The organism is Herbidospora sakaeratensis, from assembly GCF_001570525.1.
In the GTDB taxonomy this organism is placed as follows: Bacteria; Actinomycetota; Actinomycetes; order Streptosporangiales; family Streptosporangiaceae; genus Herbidospora; species Herbidospora sakaeratensis.
In genome coordinates this window covers 1-22,624 of record NZ_BBXC01000008.1, presented here as the reverse complement: position 1 = coordinate 22,624, position 22,624 = coordinate 1, and the positions used below count along the sequence as shown (strand labels likewise).

Annotated in this window: 14 protein-coding genes; 6 read left to right on the top strand and 8 right to left on the bottom strand. The window is 73.3% G+C overall.

Annotated elements, in window-relative coordinates:
* Window positions 1-27: 27 nt before the first annotated feature.
* On the bottom strand, window positions 28-414 hold the full coding sequence (locus AW271_RS06015; RefSeq protein ID WP_062333213.1) for a GntR family transcriptional regulator: 387 nt from the start codon (window positions 412-414) through the stop codon (window positions 28-30).
* Between the two features lie 361 nt (window positions 415-775).
* On the opposite strand from AW271_RS06015, the gene AW271_RS06010 reads away from it, so the two are divergent.
* Window positions 776-1,474: an LmbU family transcriptional regulator gene (locus AW271_RS06010; protein WP_083976207.1), complete on the top strand. Its 699-nt coding sequence runs from the start codon at window positions 776-778 to the stop codon at window positions 1,472-1,474.
* A 52-nt stretch (window positions 1,475-1,526) separates the two neighbouring features.
* On the opposite strand, the gene AW271_RS06005 is transcribed toward AW271_RS06010, so the two are convergent.
* Together AW271_RS06005 and AW271_RS06000 are read right to left on the bottom strand one after the other, a co-directional pair.
* On the bottom strand, window positions 1,527-4,061 hold the full coding sequence (locus AW271_RS06005) for an ABC transporter permease (RefSeq protein ID WP_218007987.1): 2,535 nt from the start codon (window positions 4,059-4,061) through the stop codon (window positions 1,527-1,529).
* On the bottom strand, window positions 4,061-4,852 hold the full coding sequence (locus AW271_RS06000; RefSeq protein ID WP_062333210.1) for an ABC transporter ATP-binding protein: 792 nt from the start codon (window positions 4,850-4,852) through the stop codon (window positions 4,061-4,063). The genes AW271_RS06005 and AW271_RS06000 overlap by 1 nt, the downstream gene beginning before the upstream one ends.
* A 325-nt stretch (window positions 4,853-5,177) precedes the next feature.
* Between AW271_RS06000 and AW271_RS05995 the strand changes: the two genes are divergently transcribed.
* From AW271_RS05995 to AW271_RS05980, 4 genes are all read left to right on the top strand, one after another.
* Window positions 5,178-5,408: a hypothetical protein gene (locus AW271_RS05995; protein ID WP_062333207.1), complete on the top strand. Its 231-nt coding sequence runs from the start codon at window positions 5,178-5,180 to the stop codon at window positions 5,406-5,408.
* A 1-nt stretch (window position 5,409) separates the two neighbouring features.
* A complete protein-coding gene (locus AW271_RS05990; RefSeq protein WP_062333204.1) occupies window positions 5,410-5,646 on the top strand; it encodes a hypothetical protein in 237 nt (78 codons plus the stop codon).
* Between the two features lie 129 nt (window positions 5,647-5,775).
* On the top strand, window positions 5,776-7,125 hold the full coding sequence (locus tag AW271_RS05985; protein WP_169806289.1) for a DNRLRE domain-containing protein: 1,350 nt from the start codon (window positions 5,776-5,778) through the stop codon (window positions 7,123-7,125).
* A 135-nt stretch (window positions 7,126-7,260) separates the two neighbouring features.
* The gene (locus AW271_RS05980; protein WP_169806288.1) at window positions 7,261-8,571 is read left to right on the top strand and encodes a DNRLRE domain-containing protein; all 1,311 of its coding nucleotides are present in this window, start codon (window positions 7,261-7,263) and stop codon (window positions 8,569-8,571) included.
* Here the strand turns inward: AW271_RS05980 and AW271_RS05975 are convergent.
* Genes AW271_RS05975 through AW271_RS05965 form a run of 3 tightly spaced genes read right to left on the bottom strand, consistent with a single transcriptional unit; the run spans window position 8,566 to window position 11,770 of the window.
* Complete coding sequence (locus AW271_RS05975) at window positions 8,566-9,735, bottom strand: alpha-hydroxy-acid oxidizing protein (RefSeq protein ID WP_062333195.1); 1,170 nt, start codon at window positions 9,733-9,735, stop codon at window positions 8,566-8,568. The genes AW271_RS05980 and AW271_RS05975 overlap by 6 nt on opposite strands.
* Entirely contained in the window at window positions 9,732-10,640 is a 909-nt protein-coding gene (locus tag AW271_RS05970; RefSeq protein WP_062333192.1) for a ketopantoate reductase family protein, read from the bottom strand. Before AW271_RS05970 ends, AW271_RS05975 begins: the two co-directional genes overlap by 4 nt.
* Window positions 10,641-10,687: 47 nt before the next feature.
* Window positions 10,688-11,770, bottom strand: a complete 1,083-nt coding sequence (locus AW271_RS05965; protein ID WP_218007986.1) for an enolase C-terminal domain-like protein — start codon at window positions 11,768-11,770, stop codon at window positions 10,688-10,690.
* Window positions 11,771-11,864: 94 nt separating this feature from the next.
* On the opposite strand from AW271_RS05965, the gene AW271_RS05960 reads away from it, so the two are divergent.
* Window positions 11,865-13,049, top strand: a complete 1,185-nt coding sequence (locus AW271_RS05960) for a cytochrome P450 (RefSeq protein ID WP_062333189.1) — start codon at window positions 11,865-11,867, stop codon at window positions 13,047-13,049.
* Here the strand turns inward: AW271_RS05960 and AW271_RS05955 are convergent.
* Together AW271_RS05955 and AW271_RS41375 are read right to left on the bottom strand one after the other, a co-directional pair.
* A complete protein-coding gene (locus tag AW271_RS05955; RefSeq protein ID WP_062333186.1) occupies window positions 13,039-16,029 on the bottom strand; it encodes a type I polyketide synthase in 2,991 nt (996 codons plus the stop codon). The two genes, AW271_RS05960 and AW271_RS05955, sit on opposite strands and share 11 nt — an antisense overlap.
* Window positions 16,030-16,043: 14 nt before the next feature.
* Complete coding sequence (locus AW271_RS41375; protein ID WP_218007985.1) at window positions 16,044-22,571, bottom strand: type I polyketide synthase; 6,528 nt, start codon at window positions 22,569-22,571, stop codon at window positions 16,044-16,046.
* Window positions 22,572-22,624 lie beyond the last annotated feature (53 nt).

Sequence of the window (22,624 nt, the reverse complement as noted above, 5' to 3'; positions counted from 1 at the left end):
ATGAAATGATGTCTCACGTTAAAACGTTCAGTCGGAAATGCTGTCACAACCGGTGTTCTGCCGAAAGGCGCGTAACACGAGTGTTGTCAGGTCGTCTTCGGAGACGCCCAGTCGCCGGGCCTCGACGGCGAGTCTCACCGCGGCCTGGTTGAGACGGCGGTCCATCCCGGGCGTCCCGGCCGAGATGATCACCGTCCCGCGTCCGCGGCGGACCTCCGCGAGCCCCTCGTCGCGCAGTTGGGCGTACGCCCGCAGCACGGTGTGCAGGTTGACCCGCAGGGCGGCGGCCAGATCCTTGGCGGGCGGCAGATGTTCGCCGACTTGCAACGTTCCTTCGGCCAGCGCGCGGCGCAGACCATCGGCGATCTGGTCGAACAGGGGGATCCCGCTCGCGGGATCGATGCTCAGCTGCATGGGATCTCAGAGGCGGACGCCGCCCGGGGGGCGGGCGGGCGGATGTGGGGGTACATCCCGGATGCCTTTACTCATAGTTCTAGAAATTATAGAGTCACACTGGTCTCGACAGCGACAAAAGTCTCTGGGGGCCATCGAATGTTGTACAAACAACCCATTATAGGAGTCGCCCCATCCGTCGGGCACACAAGCCGACGATCCGGGCCGCTCCAGGGCGTTCGGGAATGAGAGTCTCTTCCGGGCGTGTGCGTCCCACGTTCTTGGTACCTGACAGCGGCGCCGACTGAGCACCCTCGTTATCGGCGCCGACCTCCCCATCATTCGAGCTGCCCTGGCTCGTACCCTTGATGAAAGGGCAACGATGAGTGAAATCCCACTGCCAAGAAAGAAACCCGTCCCCGGCCGTGACCGGCGGATTCCCCAGGCGGGCGGCGGCCCCGCCCACGGCCTGGGGCTCGACCGCGCGGTGATTCCGCGGCGGACCGGCCTCCAGTTCCCGACCCATATCCCGCTCTCCAACTGGGAAGGCATCGGCCGGCAACTCTCCCTCATCGCCGATTCCTCGGCATGGTGGCTGGGTGACTGGCTGGTGTACGGCGAGAAACAGTACGGCGACCGCTACCGGGCCGCCATCGAACGCACCTCCCTCGACTACCAGACGCTGCGCAACTACGCCTGGGTCGCCCGGAGGTTCGGACTGTCCCGCCGCCGGGACAAACTGAGCTTCGCCCACCACGCCGAGGTGGCCGCCCTGACCCCCGCCGACCAGGACGCCTGGCTCCAGCGCGCCGAGGAGCAGGCCTGGTCGAGGAACCGCCTGCGCAAGGAGATCCGGCAGGCCGCGATGCTGAAGAACGGTCAGGCGCCCGACGACGCCTCGGGGACGAGCGTCAAGGTCCAGCTCAACCCGAGCCAGGAGCAGCTGGAGCGCTGGGAACGCGCGGCGCGCGAGCAGAACTGCGACCTGGCCAACTGGATGGTGCTGGCGCTGGAGACCTACGCCCGGGAGATCACCAGCGACGGGGCCGTCGTGCCCGAACTGGAGAGCGCGGGCGCCTAGCGGACAGACGAAGGCTCCGGTCGCGGCGCACCGCCGCGACCGGAGCCTTCTCTCACTGCTCGTGGATGGCCCGCAGGACGTTCATCCCGGCCGCGCGCCGGGCCGGCCAGACGGCCGCCGCGATGCCGATCAGCACCGCGCTCAGCAGGTAGAGCCCGAGCCGGTCGTACGGCAGGTCGAGCACCTCCATGCCGTCGCCGGCCATCACCCGCTGCAGCGCCCACCCGATGGCCACGCCGAGCAGCAGCCCGAGCACCGCGCCGAAGAGCGACACGACGACCGACTCGTAGCCGATCATCCCGCGCACCTGGCCCCGGCCCATGCCGACCGCCCGCAGCAGCCCGATCTCGCGCGAGCGCTCCATCACCGACAGGCTCAGCGTGTTCACGATGCCCAGCGCGGCGATCAGGATCGACAACACCAGCAGCACCACGATCAGGTTGAGCACCTGGTCGATCTCCTGGCGGGCGTCGGCCCGCAGCGTCTCGCGGTCCTTGGCGGTCACCGTGGGGTGCGCTCGCAGCGCGGTGAGCACGGCCTGCCGCGCCTGGCCGGCGGAGCCGTCGTCGAGGTCGACGAACGCCCGCTGGATCAGGCCCGCGTCGGCGTGGGCCCGGTAGGCGGCGGTGCCGACGATGATCGGCAGCCCGGCGACCTCGTTGTCGGCGTACACCCCCGCGATCTTCAGCTGTGCCGTGGAGCGGTCGGGGAACTGCGCCTCGACGTTCTGACCGGCCCGCCAGCCCCGTTCGGCGGCCAGCGACGACTGCACGAGCAGATCGGCCGGGCCGGGGAGCACACCCGACTCCAGGGTCAGGCTGGCCGGCTTGGCCAGCGCCGCCGCGTCGGCGACCAGGACGGACGCCTGCTCACCCCCGATCTTCATCGCGCCGGTGCGCACCGGCGTCACCGAACTCACGCCGGGCACCGCCGCCACCGCGTCGACCGTCTCCTGGCCGAACCCGGTGAGGCCGCGCGCCTCCAGCGACAGGTCGGCCGCGAACTGCCCATTGACCCTCGCGTCGGCCGAGGCGCTCAGCGACCCGGCCACCACGGTCGAGACCGTGACGAGGGTGAGCCCGATCATCATCGCCGCCGCCGTCGCGGAGGTGCGGCGGGGGTCGCGGCGGGCGTTCTCCTTGCTCAGCTCGCCCACCGTGCCGCCGAGCCGGGCGACCGGCCAGCCGAGCACCGCGATGACCGGCCGGCTCAGGAACGGGCTGAGCATGGTCAGCGCGATCAGCACCAGCACCCCGCCGCCCACGACCAGGACCGCCGCGTCGGCCTCGCCCGAGGCCACGCCGCCGCCCATCGCGAGCACCCCGATCAGCGCGACGACCGTGCCCGCGACGAGGCGGAACCGGGTCGACCGGCGGGTCAGCGTCACGTCGTGGCGCAGCGCCGCCACCGGCGGGATCTTCGCCGCCCGGCGGGTCGGCAGGTAGGCGGCCAGCACGGTGACGACCATGCCGACCGCGTACGACCACGCCACCGTCGCCGGGGTGATCACCGGGGTCCGCAGCGGCACCTGCGCCCCGCCGGCGAACTGCTCGAACCCCAGCCGGAGCACGTACGACAGGCCCACCCCGGCCAGCACGCCGAGCGTCGAGCCGACGAACCCGATGCCGAGCGCCTCGCCCAGGACCATCCGGGTCACCTGCGACCGCGCGGCGCCGACCGCGCGCAGCAGCGCCAGTTCGCGGATGCGCTGCACGACCAGGATCGTGAACGTGTTGAAGATCATGAAGGAGCCGACGAACACCGCCACCCCGGCGAACGCCAGCAGGAACCGGCTGATCAGCGAGAAGACGGAGTCGAGCTGGCCCTTGACCTCCTGGGTCTCGTCGGCCCCCGTCTTGGCCTCGTAGCCGGCGGGCAGCACGGCCGCGACCTGCTGGAGCAACTGCGCCTGGGAGACCTCCGCGCGGGGCCGCACGAAGACGGCCGAGTAGGCGCCCGGCCCGGTCAGCAACTCCTGCGCGGTCGCGGGGGCGAAGGCCACGTAGGTGGCGGCCCGTCCGAGCTGGTCGTTGACCGGCCGGAACACCCCGCTCACCCGCATGCGTTTGGTCGTGCGCTTGGTCACGATCTCGACGGAGTCGCCGGTCTTCAGGTTGCCCTCTGCGGCGGTGCGCTCCTCGACCACGACGTCGTCGGGCCCCGACGGCTCCCGGCCCGACAGCAGCTTCAGGCCGTCGGTGCCCGGCCGCTGGAGGTAGGCCGCGCCGATGTGCCCGGTCCGGTCCTCGCCGACGATCCGGCCGTCGGCCCGGACGACCACCGCGTAGCCGTCGAAGTAGCCCTTGAACTCCTGCGCCCCCGGGACCTTCGTGCGCAGGCCGGCCAGCACCGACTCGGGCACGGTCACGTCGGGTGCGCCCTCGCCCGTGACGGCCTGCCGGGCCCGCACGATCACGGTCGAGCTCTCGGTGCGGGCCGAGAAGATGGGGTCGAGGCTGCGGGTGGCGGTGTCGCGGAAGATCATCGTCCCGGCGACGAACGACACGCCGAGCATGACGGCGAGCACCGAGAGCGCGAGCCTGATGCGGTTCGCCATCAGGTTGCGCAGGGCGAGTTTCGCCAGCATCAGGCCCGTCCCTCCGCGCGCTTGGCGGCCGGCTCGAACTCCGCCATCCGCTCCAGCACCCGGCCGGCCGTCGGGTCGTCCATGCGGTCGACGACCCGGCCGTCGGCCAGGAAGATCACGTGGTCGGTGTAGGCCGCCGCCGTCGGGTCGTGGGTGACCATGACGATGCTCTGGCCGGTCTGCCGCACCGAGTCGCGCAGGAACGTCAGCACCTCGGCCCCCGACCGCGAGTCGAGGTTGCCGGTCGGCTCGTCGGCGAAGATCACCTGCGGCTTGGCCGCGAGCGCCCGCGCGCACGCCACCCGCTGCTGCTGCCCGCCGGAGAGCTGGTTGGGCCGGTGGTCGAGGCGTTCGCCCAGGCCGGTGATCTCGATGACGGCGTCGAGCCAGTCCTGGTCGGGGATGCGGCCGGCCAGCCGCATCGGCAGCAGGATGTTCTCCATGGCCGTCAGCGTCGGCAGCAGGTTGAACGACTGGAAGATGAAGCCGATCCGGTCCCTGCGGACGCGCGTCAGCTCCTTGTCCGACATATCGGTGATGTCGTCTTCGCCAATGAAAACCCGCCCGGAATCGACGGTGTCGAGCCCGGCCATGCAGTGCATGAGGGTGGATTTGCCCGACCCCGACGGCCCCATGATTCCACTGAACTGGCCCGCCTGGATGTTCACCGAAACGCTGTCGAGAGCGGTGACCGACACGTGGCCGGTGTCGTATCGCTTCGATATGACTTCGGCGCGAGCGGCGACCGGACCGGTCGTGTTCTCGGCGAGCACAGCTGTCCTGTTCTTCACCTGTTCTCCTGGCTGCGTTCCGGCGGATAATTAAATGAGGCGGACACGCTGGCCGCCTTTGTTTCACGCTAGGAGCCGCGGCCCTTCGAATTCATCGGCCGAGGGGATCGGGCCGTCCGACGGAAGTCGGCCTCCCCGCGGCGCGGTGCGACCAAAGTATGAGCCGGAGTCACGAACGCCCAGGCCATACCGCATGGCGGGGTGCTGTGGTGGCCTGGCCCCGCCAACTTTCGGCCGATCCGCCGCCTTGATGGCACGACTTCCGTCGGGTGATGTCAGCCCGATGGGCGATACGCGCCGAGGTTCTCCTCGTTAGGCTGATGGCATGCGTAAATTGCTGCAGGGGCTGGGATTCTTAATGGTCCTCGAGGGCATCAGCGGGACGATCGACCAGATCGCCGTCCAGCCTTTCTTCGGCCTGGTGCTGAATGCCTTCAACCGTTTCGTCGTCGAGCGCATCGACGCGCTGCAGGGCTACGAGATCTTCGCGAACCTCATTCTCGCCGTGCTCGGGATCGTCGTGATGGTGGCGGCCACCCGGCTGGAGGATTCATAACATGCGGAAATTACTGGCGCTGATCGGCGTCATCGCCGTTCTGGAGGGCCTCACCGGAGTGCTCAACCAGATCATCGCCGGCGAACCGACCATTCCGCTCCGCCTGTTCGACCATTTCAATCGTCTCGTCGTCGAACGCACGGCGTTTCTCGACGGTTACGAGATCTGGGCGAACGTGGCGCTGATGGTGGTCGGGGTCGTACTGTCGATCGTCGCCCGCGCTCCTGCGAAGGCCTGATTAATAGACGGGGTTTGTCGGGCCTTCGTCATTTACTCTCCGAAATGTCAATATTTCGATAATTCGGGGATTTTGTTACGTTCCTTGCGCGATGCCAAAGATCATCTCCGCGTCCCAAGGAGCTCGATGATGTCTGCGCCATCCCTCCTGCGGAGGAGGGCACTCTCCCTGCTCGTGGCCGCCCTGGCGGTGGCCGCGCCGGCCGTCGCCCCGGCCCCGGCGGCGGCCGGCACCCCGGCTCTCGTCGTCGTGAAGACCCTCCTGCCGGTCGACGACGTGCACGTATCCACCGGCCACGATCACGACTCGCCTGCCCGGCCCGACTCGCAGTTCCTCCTCGTCGGCGGGGGCGCGGCCGTCGACCACCGGGCCTATCTGCGGTTCGACCTGTCCTCGCTGCCGCAGGGCGTGATCCGGTCGGCCGCGTTGCGGATCGCCGTCGCCAAGACGCCGACCTGCCGGCAGGTGGCCAGGGAAGGGATCGAGGTGCGCCGGGTCGTCGAACCCTGGGCCGCCGACTTCCTGCACTGGGGCAACACGCCCGCCTCCACCCCGGACGACGCGGTGACCGCCCTCGCCGACCTCCCCTGCGGGGTCTCGGCCGGGCAGACGGAGTGGCCGGTCACGGATCTCGTCCACGACTGGGCGGCCGGCGCGGAGAACCACGGCCTGGTGCTCCAGTCTCCCGACGAGTCGACCGACGACGGCGTCTGGTACCTCTCCTCCAGGGAGAACGACGACGTCCCCCTTCTCTCGGTCACCATGGAGGTCCCCTCGGCGCCGTCCACGCGTGGGGTGTACGTCACACAGAGCCACCAGGACGGCGACCACCTCTGGCTGGCCTCCACGACGCCCAGGGTCTACACGACGGTGCGCGACCCGGCCGGCGGACAGCTGGCCGGCGAGTTCCAGATCGAGCACGACCCCGCCGCGCCCGACCAGGGCACCGGCCTGATCTGGACCGCCACCTCGAGCCAGCCCGCCCCCAAGCCGACGGTCCAGGTCCCCGCGGGGCTCCTCCAGGACGGCTGGCGCATCCGCCTGCGGGTCCGCGCCCACAACGTGACGGCCGGCACGGCCTCCGACTGGTCGCCGTGGCAGTCCGCCACCCTGTCCAGCGTCGTCCCCGAGATCACCGGGGCGGAGCTGACCCCGTCCCACGAGTCCGGCGGCGTGACGGTGGCCACGAGCCTCACCCCGACGTTCGCCGCCACCGCGAGCCACCCGTTCCTCGACCCGCTGCACGTGGCCGTCGAGGTCGAGCACGACCCGGACGCGCCGGCCCAGGGGACCGGGCTCATCTGGTACGGCGCCGGTCTCGACGACACCGCCTCGGGCGCGCAGACGCAGGTCACCGTGCCCGCCGGACTGCTGCAGGACGGCTGGCGGCTGCGCTGGCGGGTCCGCGCGAACGCCGGCCCGTTCATGTCGCAGTCGGAGTGGCGGACCTTCACCGTCGACCTGAGCCAGGACCACTGAGACCCGGCGGCCGTCGGGCGGGTGCCCTACGGGGGCGCACCCGCCGGACGGCCGTCACTGATCGAAAATACCGATTGTCAAGGTTTCTGTTAGTGCGATGTGATTGATCATCTCCGCACCCCAAGGAGCTTGATGATGTCTGGCACGTCCCTCCTGCGACGGAGGGCTCTCTCCCTGCTGACCGCCACGCTGGTGGCGACCGGTCTCACCGCCGTCCCCGCCCACGCCGACGTCACGACGGACGCGGCCTTGATCGACGACGTCGGCGTGGCGTCGAGCGACGGGCCGGGGGCTCCGGACGCCCCGCGCCACTACGTGGGCGCCTTCCCCGACGGGAGCCGGGGCCGGGCCTACCTGAAGTTCGACGTGCCGTCCGTGGAGGGCCGCATCACCTCGGCCACGTTACGGCTCGCCGTCGACTCCGCGCCGGCGTGTCACCCCGGGGCGCAGGAGGGCGTCCAGGTGAGCCGGGTGACGACCCCCTGGGACCCCTACGACCTGCACTGGGGCGGCACGCCCGCCTCGACGCCCGACGGCGCGGCCGTCGCCGGGGAGGACTGCGAGACCCCGCCCGCGTTCCTCGAATGGCCGGTCACCGACATCGTGCGGGCCTGGGCCACCGGGGCGCAGAACTACGGCCTGGCCGTCGACGGCTCGGACGGCTACTGGGTCTTCGCGTCGGGGGAGAGCGCCGACCTCGCCCCGCCCGTCCTCGCGGTCACGGTCGACACCGGCACGGTGGTCGTGACGCGGACCATTCAGATCACGCCGGTCCACGTGCGGACCGGGGTCACCACGGTCGCCTCGCGCACGCCGCTGCTGACCGGCGGCCAGTCCGATCCGCTCGGCGGCGACGCGCGGGCCGAGTTCGAGATCGAGCACGACCCGGCCGTGCCGGACCAGGGCACGGGTCTGATCTGGACCGCCGTCTCCGATCTGGCCACCGGTGGCGAGGCGGCGTCCGCCCGGGTGCCCGAGGGCGTGCTGCAGCAGGGCTGGCAGATCCGCTGGCGGGGGCGCGGCCACGCGCCGGCGAGCGGGCACGTCAGCGCCTGGACGGGCTGGCGGTACGGCGAGGTGCACGAGGTCCCTCCCCGCGTGCTCATGCCGAGGGTCCTGCCGTCCCTGCAGATGGGCGACATCGCGGTGACCTCCAGCCTCACCCCGACGTTGCGCGTCTTCGTCACCCACCCCTACGGGCTCACGATGCGCGCCCGCTTCGAGGTCGAGCACGACCCCGGCCTGCCGGAGCAGGGCGCCGGCCAGATCTGGGCCGGTCTCGACCCGGTGGCCGTGCCGTCGGGGCGGCCGTCGGCGGTCACGCTGCCCGAGGGGGCGCTGGCCGACGGGTGGCGGATCCGCTGGCGGGTCCGCGCGGAGGCGGTGGAGGCCCCGGCCGTGTCCGAGTGGACCGAGTGGCGGAAGGTCACCGTCGCGGTGTCATGACGCGACCGGCCGCAGGGCCTGCGGCGTCAGGTCGCCGACGGACGGGTAGCCGTCGACGGCCATGATCAGGTCGGCCTCGGCGAGGATCGTCCGCAGCACGTGGACGATCCCGTCGGGTCCGCCGAGCGCGAGCCCGTAGGCGTAGGGGCGGCCGATTCCCACGGCGGTCGCCCCGAGGGCCAGCGCCTTCACCACGTCGGCCCCCGAGCGCACGCCCGAGTCGAACAGCACCGGCAGGCCGCCGGCGGCCTCGACCACCTCGGGCAGGACGTCGAGGGCGGGCAGGCCGCCGTTGGCCTGGCGGCCGCCGTGGTTGGAGCAGTAGATCCCGTCGACCCCGGCGTCCGCGGCGCGGCGGGCGTCGCCGGGGTGACAGATCCCCTTCAGGAGCAGCGGCAGCCTGGTGGCCGAGCGCAGCCAGGGGAGGTCGTCCCAGGTCAGCGAGTTGCCGAAGATCTGCGCCCAGTGGGCGGTGGCGGCCTGGGGGTCGTCCTCCGGCGGGCGGGGGAGCCGCGACCGGAAGACCGGGTCGCTGGTGTAGTTGGCCAGGCAGGAGCCCCGGAGCTGGGGGAAGTTGGCGGTGCTCAGGTCGCGCGGACGCCAGCCGGTGACCCAGGTGTCGAGGGTGACGACGAGGGCGCGGAACCCGGCCGCCTCGGCGCGGTGGATCAGGCTCTCGGCGACGTCGCGGTCGGCGGGGGTGTAGAGCTGGAAGAAGCCGGGCGTGTCATCCAGTTCCGGGACGATCTCTTCCAGCGGGTCGACGGTGAACGTCGAGGCGATCATCGGGACGCCGGTGCGGGCCGCCGCCCGTGCGGTGGCGAGGTCGCCGTGGCCGTCCTGGGCGCACAGGCCGATCACGCCGATCGGGGCCAGGAAGACCGGGGTGGGCAGCCGCATACCGTACAGATCGACATGGAGGTCGCGCCGTGCGGCGCCGGCCAGCATGCGCGGGACCAGCCCCCAGCGGCGGAAGGCCGCGACGTTGGCCCGCTGGGTGTGCTCGTCGCCCGCGCCGCCCGCGACGTAGGACCAGACCGACGGCGGCAGCGCGGCCTCCGCCCTGGCCTCCAGATCGGCGAAGGTCATCGGCAGCGGGGGGACCAGCCCGCGCAGACCGCCCGCGTAGATCTCGTTCTGGTAGTCGCCGAACTGCGCGCTCATGCGCGTCGTCTCTGGTAGACGCGGAGGTTGAGGGTGGTCAGGCCGAGCAGCGGGACCGGGGCGCCGAACTGCTCCGCGCGCCGCACCAGGTCGCCGAAGATCTCCTCGACCTCGACCGGCCGGTCGAGGATCAGGTCGCGGTAGGCCGACGACGTCAGCGACGAGTGGGCCGCGGTCACCGTCTGGCGGGTGGCGTCGAGCGAGTCGGCCGGCACCGGATGCCCGGCGGCCTCGGCGACGGCGGCGCACTCGGCCACGACCGCGCGGGCGAACTCCACGCCGCCGGGGGTGGACGCGACCTCCCCGACCGTCGCGCGCATGAGGCACGTCACCGCGCCGGTCGCGGCGATGAACACCCACTTGGCCCACATCTCGCCGACGATGTCGGCCGCGAGCCGGGTCTCGAACCCGGCGCCCCCGAGCACGCCGACGAGTTCGTCGGGCGCGGGCCCGGCCCGGGAGCCGTAGGTGAGGCTCTGCACGTCGGCGAGCCGGAGGATGTCGCCCTCGGCGTCGAGGGTGGTGCTCACCATGACGACCCCGCCGAGCACCCGCCGCTCGCCGAACCGCCCGGCGAGTTCGTCGACGTGCCGCATCCCGTTGAGCACCGGCAGGACGAGCGTGCCGGGCCCGACCGCCGGGGCGAAGTCGTCCATGGCCGACCGCAGCGCGGACGCCTTGACCGAGACGAGAACCAGGTCGTACGCCGAAGTGATCTCGTTCGCCAGGAGCGTGCGCGGATGGAGCGTCGTCTCCTCGCCCAGGCCGACGATCCGCAGCCCGCGCGCCTCGATGAGCCGGGCCCGTTTGGGGCGGACCAGGAAGGTGACGTCTCGGCCCGCCTGGACGAGGCGGCCGCCGAAGTATCCGCCGACCGCTCCTGCCCCCACGACCAGGATCTTCATCCCAAAAACGTATACAGAATACGTTTTTCCTCACAATCCAGGAATGGTCAAAACCTCGGCGTGTACGCCGCCACCGCGTCCTCGTCCCAGGAGATCCCCAGACCCGGTCCCCGGGCGGTGACCCGGCCGTCGACCGGCCGCAGGGGCTCCCGCACGACCGCCCCGGCGAGGTCGAGGTGCTCGACCCAGTCGGCCGTCGGGGTGACCGTCATGGCGTGCGCGCTGGCCTCGACGAACAGGTGGCTGGAGACGGGCAGCGAGGCCGCCTCGGCCTGGCCCGCGGCGAGCGTCCAGCCGGTGAAGCCGCCGATCTTCATGAGGTCGAACATGGCGAAGTCGCAGGCCCCGGCCGTGATGGCGGCGTGACAACCGGCCGGGAACCACCAGTTCTCGCCGGTCTGGATCCGGGCGCCGGTGGTCCGGCGCAGGTAGGCGTGGCCCGCGAGGTCGTCGGCGTGGACGGGCTCCTCGACCCAGTAGAGCCCGAACTCCGCCAGCAGGCCGAGGCGGCGGCGGGCCTCCTGCGGGGTGAGCGACTGGTTGTAGTCGACCATGAGGTCGACGCCGGGCCCGATGATCTCGCGGACCCGCCGCACGACCGCGACGTCGCGGGCCGCGTCGGGGTAGCCGATCTTGATCTTGATCGCCCGGAACCCGCTCTCGACCGAGCCCCGGAGGGCCTCCTCCTCCCGGTCGGGGTCCATCATCCCGTAGCTGTCGTAGGCCCTCAGCGGCGTCGGCTCACCGCCGAGCAGCGTCGCGACCGGCAGGCCGGTGAGGTGGCCGAGGGCGTCCCAGAGGGCCGTCTCGACGCCCGACACGGCCATGCCGGCGATCCCCTGCAGGCCGGCCAGCCGGAACCTGGCCTGGAGCTCCCGCATTCGGGCCCCGGGCGCGATCGGCTTCCCCACCAGGCCGGGGGCCAGTTCCCCGGCCACGGAGACGAGCGCGGGCAGCAGCGCCGCGTCGTAGGCGAACACGTAGGAGCGACCGGTCACGCCCCCGGCGGTGACCACGTCGAACAGGACCAGCGGAGCGGCCGTGACCGACCCCGACGCGGTGCGCAACGGCCGCGCCATCGGGACGACCACCGGACGCGCCCGCACCCGCGAGACCGTCTCGGCTTCCACACCTCCATTGAAGCCTGGTGATTTCAGCGCGACTTCAGCGCCGCCGTAGATGCTCCGTCGCACCGCACCACCCATCGAGACTGTGCGAGGACGGATGAGCGAGATCCCCGACTTCCCCATGAACCGCGGTTGCCCCTACCACCCGCCCGCCGGCTACGAGGAGCTGCGGGCCTCCGGCGTCGCCTCCCGCGTCCGCCTGTACGACGGCCGGGTCGCCTGGGTGGTCACCGGGCACCCCGAGACGCGGGCGCTCCTGCTCGACCCCCGGTTGTCGTCCGACCGGTCGCGGGCCGACTTCCCGGTGCTGGTGCCCCGGATGGCCGCGTCCAAGCTGGTCGCCCTCGTCGGCATGGACCCGCCCGAGCACGACGTGCAGCGGCGCATGCTCGCGCCGAGCTTCACCGTCAACGGGCTCAAGAAGTTGCGGCCGGTGATCCTGCGCATCGTCACCGAGCGCATCGACGCGCTGCTCGCCAAGGGGCCGGGGGCCGACCTGGTGCCGGAGTTCGCGCTGGCCGTGCCGTCGACGGTGATCTGCGAGCTGCTCGGGGTGCCGTACGCCGACCACGACTTCTTCGAGGCGCAGACCCGCAAGATGCTGATGGCGACCAGCACCGCGCAGGACGGCGCGGAGGCGGCGGTGGCGCTGACCGCCTACTTCGACGAGCTGATCACCCGCAAGCTGGCCGAGCCGGGCGAGGGCGTGGTCGACACCCTGATCAGGGAGCGGCTGGCGACCGGGCAGCTGACCCGTGCCGAGGTCTCCTCGATCTCGATGTTCCTGCTGGTCGCGGGGCACGAGACGACCGCCAACATGATGGCGCTGAGCATCCTGACCCTGCTGGAGCACCCCGGCCAGCTCGCCGTGCTGCGCGACCACCCCGACCGGGCCAAGGATCACGTCGAGGAGCTGCTGCGGTTCCTGTCGGTCGCCGACGAGCTGCAGCGCATCGCCGCCGCCGACATCGAGGTCGGCGGGGTGACGATCCGCGCCGGCGACGCGGTCTACCTGCCCAACGCCGCCGCCAACCGGGACGAACGCGTCTACGCCGACCCCGGCACGCTGGACCTGACCCGCGACGCGCGCGGGCACCTGGCGTTCGGGCACGGCGTGCACCAGTGCATCGGGCAGAACCTGGCCCGCGCCGAGCTGGAGATCGGGCTGCGCGAGCTGGTCACCCGGTTGCCCGGCCTGCGCCTCACCGAGCCCGTCGAGGCGCTCGGGGTCAAGCCGGGCGGGTCCGTCCAGGGCATCCACCGGCTGCCCGTCACGTGGTGAGCCGCTCCTCCAGGAAACCCGCCACGGCGGCGGGGGTCGGGTAGTCGTACAGCAGCACCGGCGGCAGGGTCAGCCCGGTCGCCTCGCACAGCCGGTTGCGCACCTCCAGGGCGCTGAACGACGAGAAGCCGATGTGCAGGAAGTTGTCCTCGGGGCCGATCCGGTCGGGCGCGGCGTGGCCGAGCACCTCGGCGGCGTGCGCCCGCACCAGGTCGAGCAGCGTCGTCTCGGCCGCTCCCGCCTCCGGCCCCGAGGTCTCGGCCGCCGAGCCCCACCAGTGGTGTTCGTGCTCGAACGGGTAGGTCGGCAGGTCGGCGGCCGGGCCGGCGGGGTGCCAGGCCGTCCAGTCGACCGCGCCGCCGGCCGCGTGGAGCCGGGCGACCAGCGCCGCCACCGCCTCCGGCTCGGGCCGGTCCCGGGTCAGGGCGGGGAGCACGAGCGCGTCGTCGGGCAGCGCGCGCGCCGCCATCGGGGTGAGCACGGCGTCGGGGCCGACCTCGACGAACGTGCTCACCCCGGCGGCGCGCAGGGTGGCGACCACGTCGCCGAACCGGACCGTCGACCGCAGGTGGCGCACCCAGTAGTCGGGGTCCTTCAGTTCCCCGTACGCCGCCTCGCGGCCGGTCACCTCCGAGATCAGGGGGATGGCCGGTTCGCGGAACGTCACCCGGGCCGCCGCCGCGCGGAAGGCCGCCAGCGCCCCGTCCATGTGCGGCGAGTGGAAGGCGTGGCCGACCCGCAGCCTGCTGGTGCGGTGGCCGCGTGTGGTGAACCCGGCGGCGATCTGGGTGACCGCGTCGGCGTCCCCGGAGATCACCACTGCCGCAGGGCCGTTGACGGCGGCCAGGTCGACCCGGCCCGCGTAGGGTTCCAGCGCCTCGGCGACCTCGGCCTCGGTCGCCTCGACGGCCGTCATCGCGCCGCCCCCGGGCTGGGCCTGCATCAGCCGGGCGCGTGCGGCGACCAGGGCGCAGGCGTCCTCCAGCGAGAGCACCCCGGCGGCGTGCGCGGCGGCCAGCCCGCCGAGCGAGTGCCCGGCCACCCGCGAGGGCGGCGGGGCGAGCCGCGTCAGCAGCCGGAACAGGGCGACTTCCAGGGCGAAGAGGGCGGGCTGGGCGTACTCGGTCCGGTCGAGGGCCGTGGCGTCGTCGCCGAACAGCAGGTCATTGAGGGGGCGGTCGAGGTGCGGCCCGAAGGCGGCGGCCACCTCGTCCAGCGCCTCGGCGAAGACGGGCCACTCCGCGTAGAGGCCGCGGCCCATGCCGGGGCGCTGGCTGCCCTGGCCGGTGAACAGGTAGGCCGCGCCGGCCCGTTCGGCCGCCGTCGCCCGCACCACGTGCCGTGACGACCGGCCCGCCGCGAGGTCGGCCAGGGCGCGCAGGCGCTGGTCGCGGTCGCCGGGCAGCACGACCGCCCGGTGCTTCAGCGGGGTGCGGCCCAGCGCCAGGGTGCGGCCGATCCGGGCGTCGTCCAGGTCGGGATGGGCGGTCAGGCGGTCGAGCAGGCGGGCCGCCTGGGTGTGCAGGGCGGTCTCGGTGCGGCCCGACAGCGGCCACGGGGCGGCGGGGGCGGCGGGTTCGACGCCTCCCGGCGGAGGCTCGGGCGCCTCCTCGATGATGACGTGGGCGTTGGTGCCGCTGATACCGAACGACGAGACCCCGGCCCGGCGCGGCCGGTCGCCCCGGGGCCACGGCACGGGTTCGGTGAGCAGGCGGACCGCGCCGCTCTCCCAGTCGACGTGCGGGGTCGGCTCGTCGACGTGCAGGGTGCGGGGCAGCGTCTCGTGCCGGAGCGCTTCGATGATCTTGATGACCCCGGCCACCCCGGCGGCGGCCTGGGTGTGGCCGAGGTTCGACTTCACCGACCCCAGCCACAGGGGCCGGTCCCGATTCCGCCCGTACGTCGCCAGGATCGCCCCCGCCTCGATCGGGTCGCCCAGCCGGGTGCCCGTCCCGTGCGCCTCCACGGCGTCGACCTGCTCGGGGGCGAGGCGGGCGTCGGCGAGCGCGGCCCTGATCACCCGCTCCTGCGTCGGGCCGTTGGGCGCGGTCAGGCCGTTCGACGCGCCGTCCTGGTTGACGGCCGAGCCGCGCAGCACGGCCAGCACGGTCCGGCCGTTGCGCCGCGCGTCCGAGAGGCGTTCCAGCAGCAGCAGGCCGACGCCCTCGGCGAAGCCGGTGCCGTCGGCGGCGGCCGCGAACGCCTTGCAGCGCGCGTCGGGGGCCAGGCCGCGCTGACGGCTGAACTCGACCAGCAGCACCGGCGTGGCCATCACCGTCACCCCGCCCGCCAGCGCCAGGTCGCACTCCCCGCGCCGCAGCGACTGGGCCGCCAGGTGCAGCGCCACCAGCGACGACGAGCACGCCGTGTCGACCGTCACCGCCGGGCCCTCCAGGCCCAGGTGGTAGGCGATCCGGCCGGTGGCGACGCTGGTCGCGTTGCCGGTCATCAGGTGGCCCTCGAAGCCGTCCGGGACCCGGTCGGGCGGCGGGACGTACGCCTGCGACACCACTCCGGCGAACACGCCCGTCCGGCTGCCGCGCAGCGACCCCGGCGCGATCCCGGCCCGTTCGACGGTCTCCCACGACGTCTCCAGCAGCAGCCGTTGTTGCGGATCGGTGGCGGTCGCCTCGCGTGGGCCCATGCCGAAGAAGGCCGCGTCGAAGCCGGCGGCGTCGTACAGGAAACCGCCCTCCTTCGTGTACGCCGTGCCGGGGCGGTCCGGGTCGGGGTCGTACAACGCGTCGAGATCCCACCCCCGGTCGGCGGGGAAGCCGCCGACGGCGTCGACGCCCGCGTCGAGCAGCCGCCACAACTCCTCGGGGCTGTCGGCGCCACCGGGCAGGCGGCAGGCGGCGGCGACGATCGCGATCGGCTCGTGCTGCCGGTCCTCCAGTTCGCGGATGCGGCGCCGGGCCTGGCGCAGGTCGGCGGTGCTCCGCTTGAGGTACTCGCGCAGCCGGTCCTCGTTGCTGGTCATGTCGTCTCCAGGGGTCACAGCGGGTCGAGTTCCTCGTCGAGGGCGCGGAACAGCTCCTCGTCGGTCGCCGAGGCGAGGTCGTCGTCGGCCTCCCCGGCCGGGCGGGAGCCCTCCTCCCACCGCCACAACGCCGCGCGCAGCCGGTCTCTGATGGTGGCGAAGTCGGGCCCGTCGACGGTCACCGAGGCCAGCAGCCGGTCGAGCTCGGCCGCCGTGTCGACGGGGGCGATGAGCGCGCGCAGGTGGGCGGCGAGCGCGACGGGGGTGGGGAAGTCGAAGGCCAGCGTGGTCGGCAGCCGCAGCCCCGTCGCCGCCGCCACCCGGTTGCGCAGCTCCACCGAGGTCAGCGAGTCGAAGCCGATCTCCTTGAACGCCTGGTCGGCGGCGACCCCGTCGACTCCGGCGTGCCCGAGCACCGCCGCCACCTGCTCCCTGACCAGGGTCAGCAGCGCCTGCTCCCGGTCGGGCCCCGGCAGCGCGGCCAGCCGTTCGGCCAGCCCGGCGGGCGATACCGGCGCCTGCCGGGCGGCCCGGCGTACCGAGGGAGCACGCACCAGCCCCCGCAGGACCGCCGGCACCTCGCCCGCCTCGGCCCGCGCCCGCAGCGCGGCCTCGTCGAGCACCGCCGGGACGAGCAGCGGCCGGTCGGCCCGCACGGCCGCGTCGAACAGCGCCAGCCCCTCCTCCACGGCCATCGGCGTGAGCCCGCCCCGGGCGATGCGGGCCAGGTCGGCCGCGCCCAGGTGCCCGGTCATGCCGCTCGCCTCCCGCCACATGCCCCACGCGAGCGAGGTCGCGGGCAGCCCGCGCTCGCGGCGGTGCGCGGCGAGGGCGTCCAGGAAGACGTTGGCGGCGGCGTAGTTGGCCTGCCCCGCGCCGCCGAGCAGCCCCGACGCCGAGGAGAACAACACGAACGCGTCGAGGTCGCCGGTCAGCTCGTGCAGGTTCCACGCGGCGTCGACCTTCGGCCGCAGCGCCGCCGCGACCTTCTCCGGGGTCAACGAGGCGAGCACGCCGTCGTCGAGCACCCCCGCCGTGTGGAAGACCGCCGTCAGCGGCCGGTCGGCGGGCACCGCGGCCAGCAGCCCGGCCAGCGCCGCCCGGTCGGCGGCGTCGCAGGCCACGACCCGCACCGCCGCCCCAGCCCCGGCCAGCTCGGCGGCCAGCTCGGCCGCGCCGGGCGCGTCCGGCCCGCGCCGGCTCGTCAGCAGCAGATGCCGCACGCCGTGCGCGGCCACCAGGTGCCGGGCCAGCGCCGCCCCGATCGTGCCGGTCCCGCCGGTGACCAGCACGGTCCCTTCCCGTACGGACGGCAGCGTCAGCACCAGCTTGCCCACGTGGGCCGCCTGGGCGAAGTGCCGGAACGCGGCCGGGGCCTGGCGCACGTCCCAGGTGGCCACCCGCGACGGCCGCAACACGCCCTGCCGGAGCAGCGCCAGCACGCCCCGGAAGGCGGCGGCCACCTCCTCGACCGGCATGTCGAGCAGCTCGAACGGCAGATACTCGACGCCCTCCGGGTCGCGCGGGTCGGCGATGCCCATCTCGACGAACCGCCCGCCCGGCGGCAGCAGCCCGAGCGAGGCGTCGAGCAGGTCCCCGGTCAGCGAGTTGAGCACGACGTCGACCTGGCCGAACGCGGCCGCGAACGCGTCGGTGCGGGAGGAGGCGATGCGCTCCGGCGGGATCCCCAGGGCACGCAGCGCGGGCCACTTGGCCGGGCTCGCGGTGGCGTACACCTCCGCGCCCAGATGCCGCGCCAGTTGCAGCGCCGCCAGCCCCACCCCGCCGGCGGCGGCATGGACGAGCAGCCGTTCCCCCGCCCGCAGCCGGGCCAGCGTGACGAGGGCGTGGTAGGCGGTCGTGAAGACGGCCGGCACACTCGCCGCCTCGGCGAACGACCAGCCGTCGGGGATCACGGCGAGCAACCGATGGTCGGCGACGGCCACCGGCCCGACCGCGCCCGGGACGAGCCCGAAGACCTTGTCGCCCACCGCCAGTTCCGCGACCGCCTCGCCGACCTCGACCACGACGCCCGTTGCTTCCGCGCCGAGGGGCGTGGGGGAGGGCACCATGCCGAGCGCGGTCAGGACGTCGCGGAAGTTCAGCCCGGCGGCCCGGACGTGGAGTCTGACCTGGTGGGGGGCCAGCGGGGCGTCGGCCTCGGGGAAGGGGGCGGGACGGAGGTCGTCGGGGGAGCCGCCCGGGGTGGTCAGCCGCCAGCTTTCCCGCGGGAGGTCGAGTTCGGGTCGGCGGGGGGTTCTTGTCAGACGGGGGACCAGGGCTGTGCCGCCGCGGAGGGCCAGCTGGGGCTCGCCGGTGGCGAGCGCCGCCGGGAGGGCGGTGACTGAGGAGTCGTCGAGGTCGACGACGGTGATGCGGCCCGGGTTCTCGGTGGCGGCCGACCTCGCCACGCCCCAGAGGGGGGCTGCGGTGAGGTCGAGGTGGTCGCCCGGGTTCACGATCACGGCGTTCCTCGTCAGGATCGCCAGGCGGGAGGCGGGGTCGGGGTTCTCGGCCAGCCAGGCGGTGAGCCGGCCGATCAGGGCCCGCACGTTGGCGGCCACGACCTGTGGGACGTCGCCGTCGGCGACGGAGGCGGGCCACTCGATCACGGTCACGCCGGCGGGGAGGTTCGCGGGCCGGCCGGGGTTTTCCGGGCCGGCCAGGGGGATCTCGGTCCAGGTCGGTTCGTACAGGGACGTGGGTTCGGCAGGGTGGGTCGTGGGGGCGGCGCGGAGGGTCAGGGACTCGACCCGGGCGATGGGGGCGCCGGTCGGGTCGGTGAGGGTGATGGTGACCGTGTCGTCTCCGGCGGGGGTCAGGGTGGCGCGGAGGGCGGTGGCCCCGGTGGCGTAGAGGTCGACGCCCGACCAGGTGAACGGGAGCCGGACCCCCTCGCCGAGGAAACCTCCCAGGGCCATGGCGTGCATGGCGGCGTCGAAGAGGGCGGGGTGGAGGGCGAACCGGGCGGCGTCGTCCTCGTGGCCCTCCGGCAGGCGGACCTCCGCGTGGACGGTGTCGCCCTCGCGCCAGGCGGCGGTGAGGTTGCGGAAGGCGGGACCGTATTCGTAGCCGAGGTCGGCCAGGCGGTCGTAGAGGTCGTCGACCGCCAGGGGGATGGCGTCCGGCGGGGGCCAGGCCGTCGCCGCGGGCGGTTCGCCGGGCGGGGGCGGGGTCAGGGTTCCGGCGGCGTGCCTGGTCCATTCGGGGTCGCCGGCCCGTCTGGAGTGCACGGTCACCCTTCTGCGGCCGGACTCGTCGGGGGCGGTCACCTCCGCCTGGAGGCCGACGGTTCCGCGTTCGGGGAGGTGGAGCGGGGCTTCCAAGGTGAGTTCGTCGATGCGGAAGGCGGTGCCGGAGAGTTGCCCGGCCTGGAGGGCGAGTTCCAGGAGGGCCGTCGCCGGGAGCAGGGCCGTGCCGCGCACGGCGTGGTCGGCGAGCCAGCCGTGGGAGTCGCGGGAGACGCGGCCGGTGACGGCCAGCGCTCCCGTCTCGGCCAGCGCGGTCACGGCGCTCAGGAAGGGGTGCTCGGCGGCGTCGAGGCCCAGCCCTCCGGCGTCGCCGCCCACCGACGGGCCGGTGAGCCAGTAGCGCTCGCGCTGGAAGGGGTAGGTCGGCAGGTCGGTGACGCCCTGTTCCGGCAGGCGCCAGGTGACCGGGTGGCCGTCGGCGTGCAGGGCGGCCAGGTTCAGGTGGAACTGGTGGAGGGTGCCCTTCTGGCGGCGCAGGGTGCCGGTGACCAGCAGCGACGGGTGCTCAAGGGTGTCCTGGACGGCGGTCGTCAGCACGGGGTGGGGGCTCGCTTCGACGAAGGTGGTGTGGCCGTCGTCCAGGAGCTTGGAGAGGGTCTGGTGGAAGTGGACGGGGTTGGCGAGGTTGTCGAACCAGTACTCGGGGGTGAGATCGGGGGTCTCGGTGGTGAGGGTGGAGTAGAGGGGGACGGCGGCGGGTTGTGGCCGGATGCCGTCGAGCAGGGCCAGGAGTTCGTCGCGGAGGCGGTGGACGTGGGGGCTGTGGGAGGCGTAGTCGACCGGGATTTTCCGGGCGTCGAGGGTGCTGAGCAGGTGGTCGAGTTGGGTGGCGTCGCCGGCGATGACGGTGGCGTTGGGGCTGTTGTGGGCGGCTATGTGCAGGTCGTCGTAGGGGGCGAGGTGGTGGGCCAGGGCGGCGGCGCTCTGTGGGACGGAGGCCATGCCGCCGGTTCCGGCGAGGGCGAGCAGGGCCTTCGACCGGAGGGTGACGATCTTGGCGGCGTCGTCGAGGGTGAGCGCGCCCGCGATGTGGGCGGCGGCGATCTCGCCCTGGGAGTGGCCGATGACCGCGTCGGGGTGCACGCCGTGGTGTTCCCACAGGCGGGCCAGGCTGGTCATGACGGCGAACAGGGCGGGCTGGATGACGTCCACCCGATCGATGGGCGGGCCGTTCAGCACATCGATCAGGTTCCAGCCCGCGTGTCTCTCGATCGCCTCGGCGGCGGCCCGCAGGTGGTCCGCGAACACGGGAGAGGTGGCCAGCAGGTCCCGGGCCATCCCGTCCCACTGGGAGCCCTGACCGGGGAACACGAAGACCGTCTTGCCCAGCGGCCTGACCTGCCCCCGCACCAGGTTCGGGTCGGGCCGGTCGCCGGCGAGGGCGTCGAGCGTCGCGAGCAGGGTCTCGCGGTCCCCGGTGACGACGGCGGCCCGGTGGGCAAGCGCGGCCCGGCCGGTGGCGAGGGTGCGGGCCAGGTCCGAGGGCAGCAGGTCCGGGCGGGCGGCGACGTGGTCGCGCAACCGCCGGGCCTGCGCCCGCAACGCCTGGGCGTCGTGGGCCGACAACACCACCGTCGTGTCGCCGGCGGCTTGCGGGTGCAGACTCGGGCGGTCAGTCTGCGGACTTGCGGGAAGGCTCTCGGTCCGCGGGCTTTCGGTCTGCGGGCGAGGGCTGGGTGCGTCGATCCGTGAGGCAGGCGCTTCCTCAAGGATGACGTGGGCGTTGGTGCCGCTCATGCCGAAGCCCGAGATCCCCGCGCGGCGGACCCGCCCGGCCTCCCGCTCCCACGGGCGGGCCTCGGTGAGAAGGCGCACGTCACCGGCCGTCCAGTCGACGTGCGGGGTGGGTTCGTCCACGTGCAGCGTGCGGGGCAGCACCCCGTGCCGGAGGGCCTCGACCATCTTGATGACCCCGCCGACCCCGGCCGCCGCCTGCGTGTGGCCGATGTTCGACTTCAGCGACCCCAGCCAGGCCGGGTGCTCGCGGTCCTGCCCGTAGGTCGCCAGCAAAGCCTGGGCTTCGATCGGGTCGCCGAGGCGGGTGCCCGTCCCGTGGGCTTCGAGGGCGTCCACGTCCGACGGGGACAGGCCCGCGTCGGTGAGGGCCGCGCGGATGACCGCCTGTTGCGATGGGCCATTGGGGGCGGTCAGGCCGTTGGAGGCGCCGTCCTGGTTGATCGCCGTCCCCCGGATCACGGCCAAGACCGGGTGGCCGTTGCGGACCGCGTCCGACAACCGCTCGACCAGCAGCAGGCCCACGCCCTCACCGAAGGCGGTGCCGTCGGCGGCGGCGGCGAACGCCTTGCACCGCGCGTCGGGGGCCAGGCCCCGCTGGCGGCTGAAGCCGATGAAGATGTCGGGATGGGACAGGACGGTGGCGCCGCCCGCCAGCGCCAGGTCGCACTCACCACCCCGCAGCGCGCGGACCGCCAGGTGCAGGGCCACCAGTGACGCCGAGCAGGCGGTGTCCACGGTGACGGCCGGTCCGCGCAGGCCGAGGGTGTACGCGATGCGTCCCGACGCGATGCTGCCCGCGCTGCCGATGCCGAGATAGCCTTCCATGTCCGGCGGGAGCCGTACCCGCGAGCCGTAGTCGGTGTAGACCACGCCCGCGTAGACGCCGGTGGACGAGCCGTGCAGCGACGTCGGGTCGATGCCGGCCCGTTCGAACGCCTCCCAGGCGGTCTCCAGGAGGAGCCGCTGCTGCGGGTCCATGCTGACCGCCTCGCGCGGGCTGATGCCGAAGAAGGCCGGGTCGAAACCGGCGGCGTCGTGCAGGAAACCGCCTTCGCGGGCGTAGGAGGTGCCCGCGTGGGAGGGGTCGGGGTCGAACAGGCGCTCCAGGTCCCAGCCCCGGTCGGCGGGGAACGGGGAGATGACGTCGCGTTCGCCCGACACCACCGACCACAGGTCCTCGGGGGTGCGCACGTCACCCGGATAACGGCAGGCCATCGCCACGATCGCGATCGGCTCGTCGGCCCGGCGCGGGGTGGCGGCGACCACGGTGGCCGGGGCGCCCAGCAGTTCCGAACGCAGGAAGGCGGCCAGGGCACGCGGCGACGGATGGTCGAAGATCAGCGTCGTGGGCAGTTTGAGGCCGGTGGCCGTGGCCAGCCGGTTGCGGAACTCGACCGCCGTCAGGGAGTCGAAGCCGAGGTCCTTGAAGGCGCGGGTGGCGTCGACGCCGCCCTGCCCGGTGAAGCCCAGCACGGCGGCGGCCTGGTCGGCGATGGCGTCCAGGAGCAGCCGTTCCTGGTCGGCGGGCGAGCGCCCGGCCAGGGTGGCGAGCACCGGCGCGCCCGCGACCGCCGTGACCGGACCGGCGAAGGGCCGCAGCGGCGGCG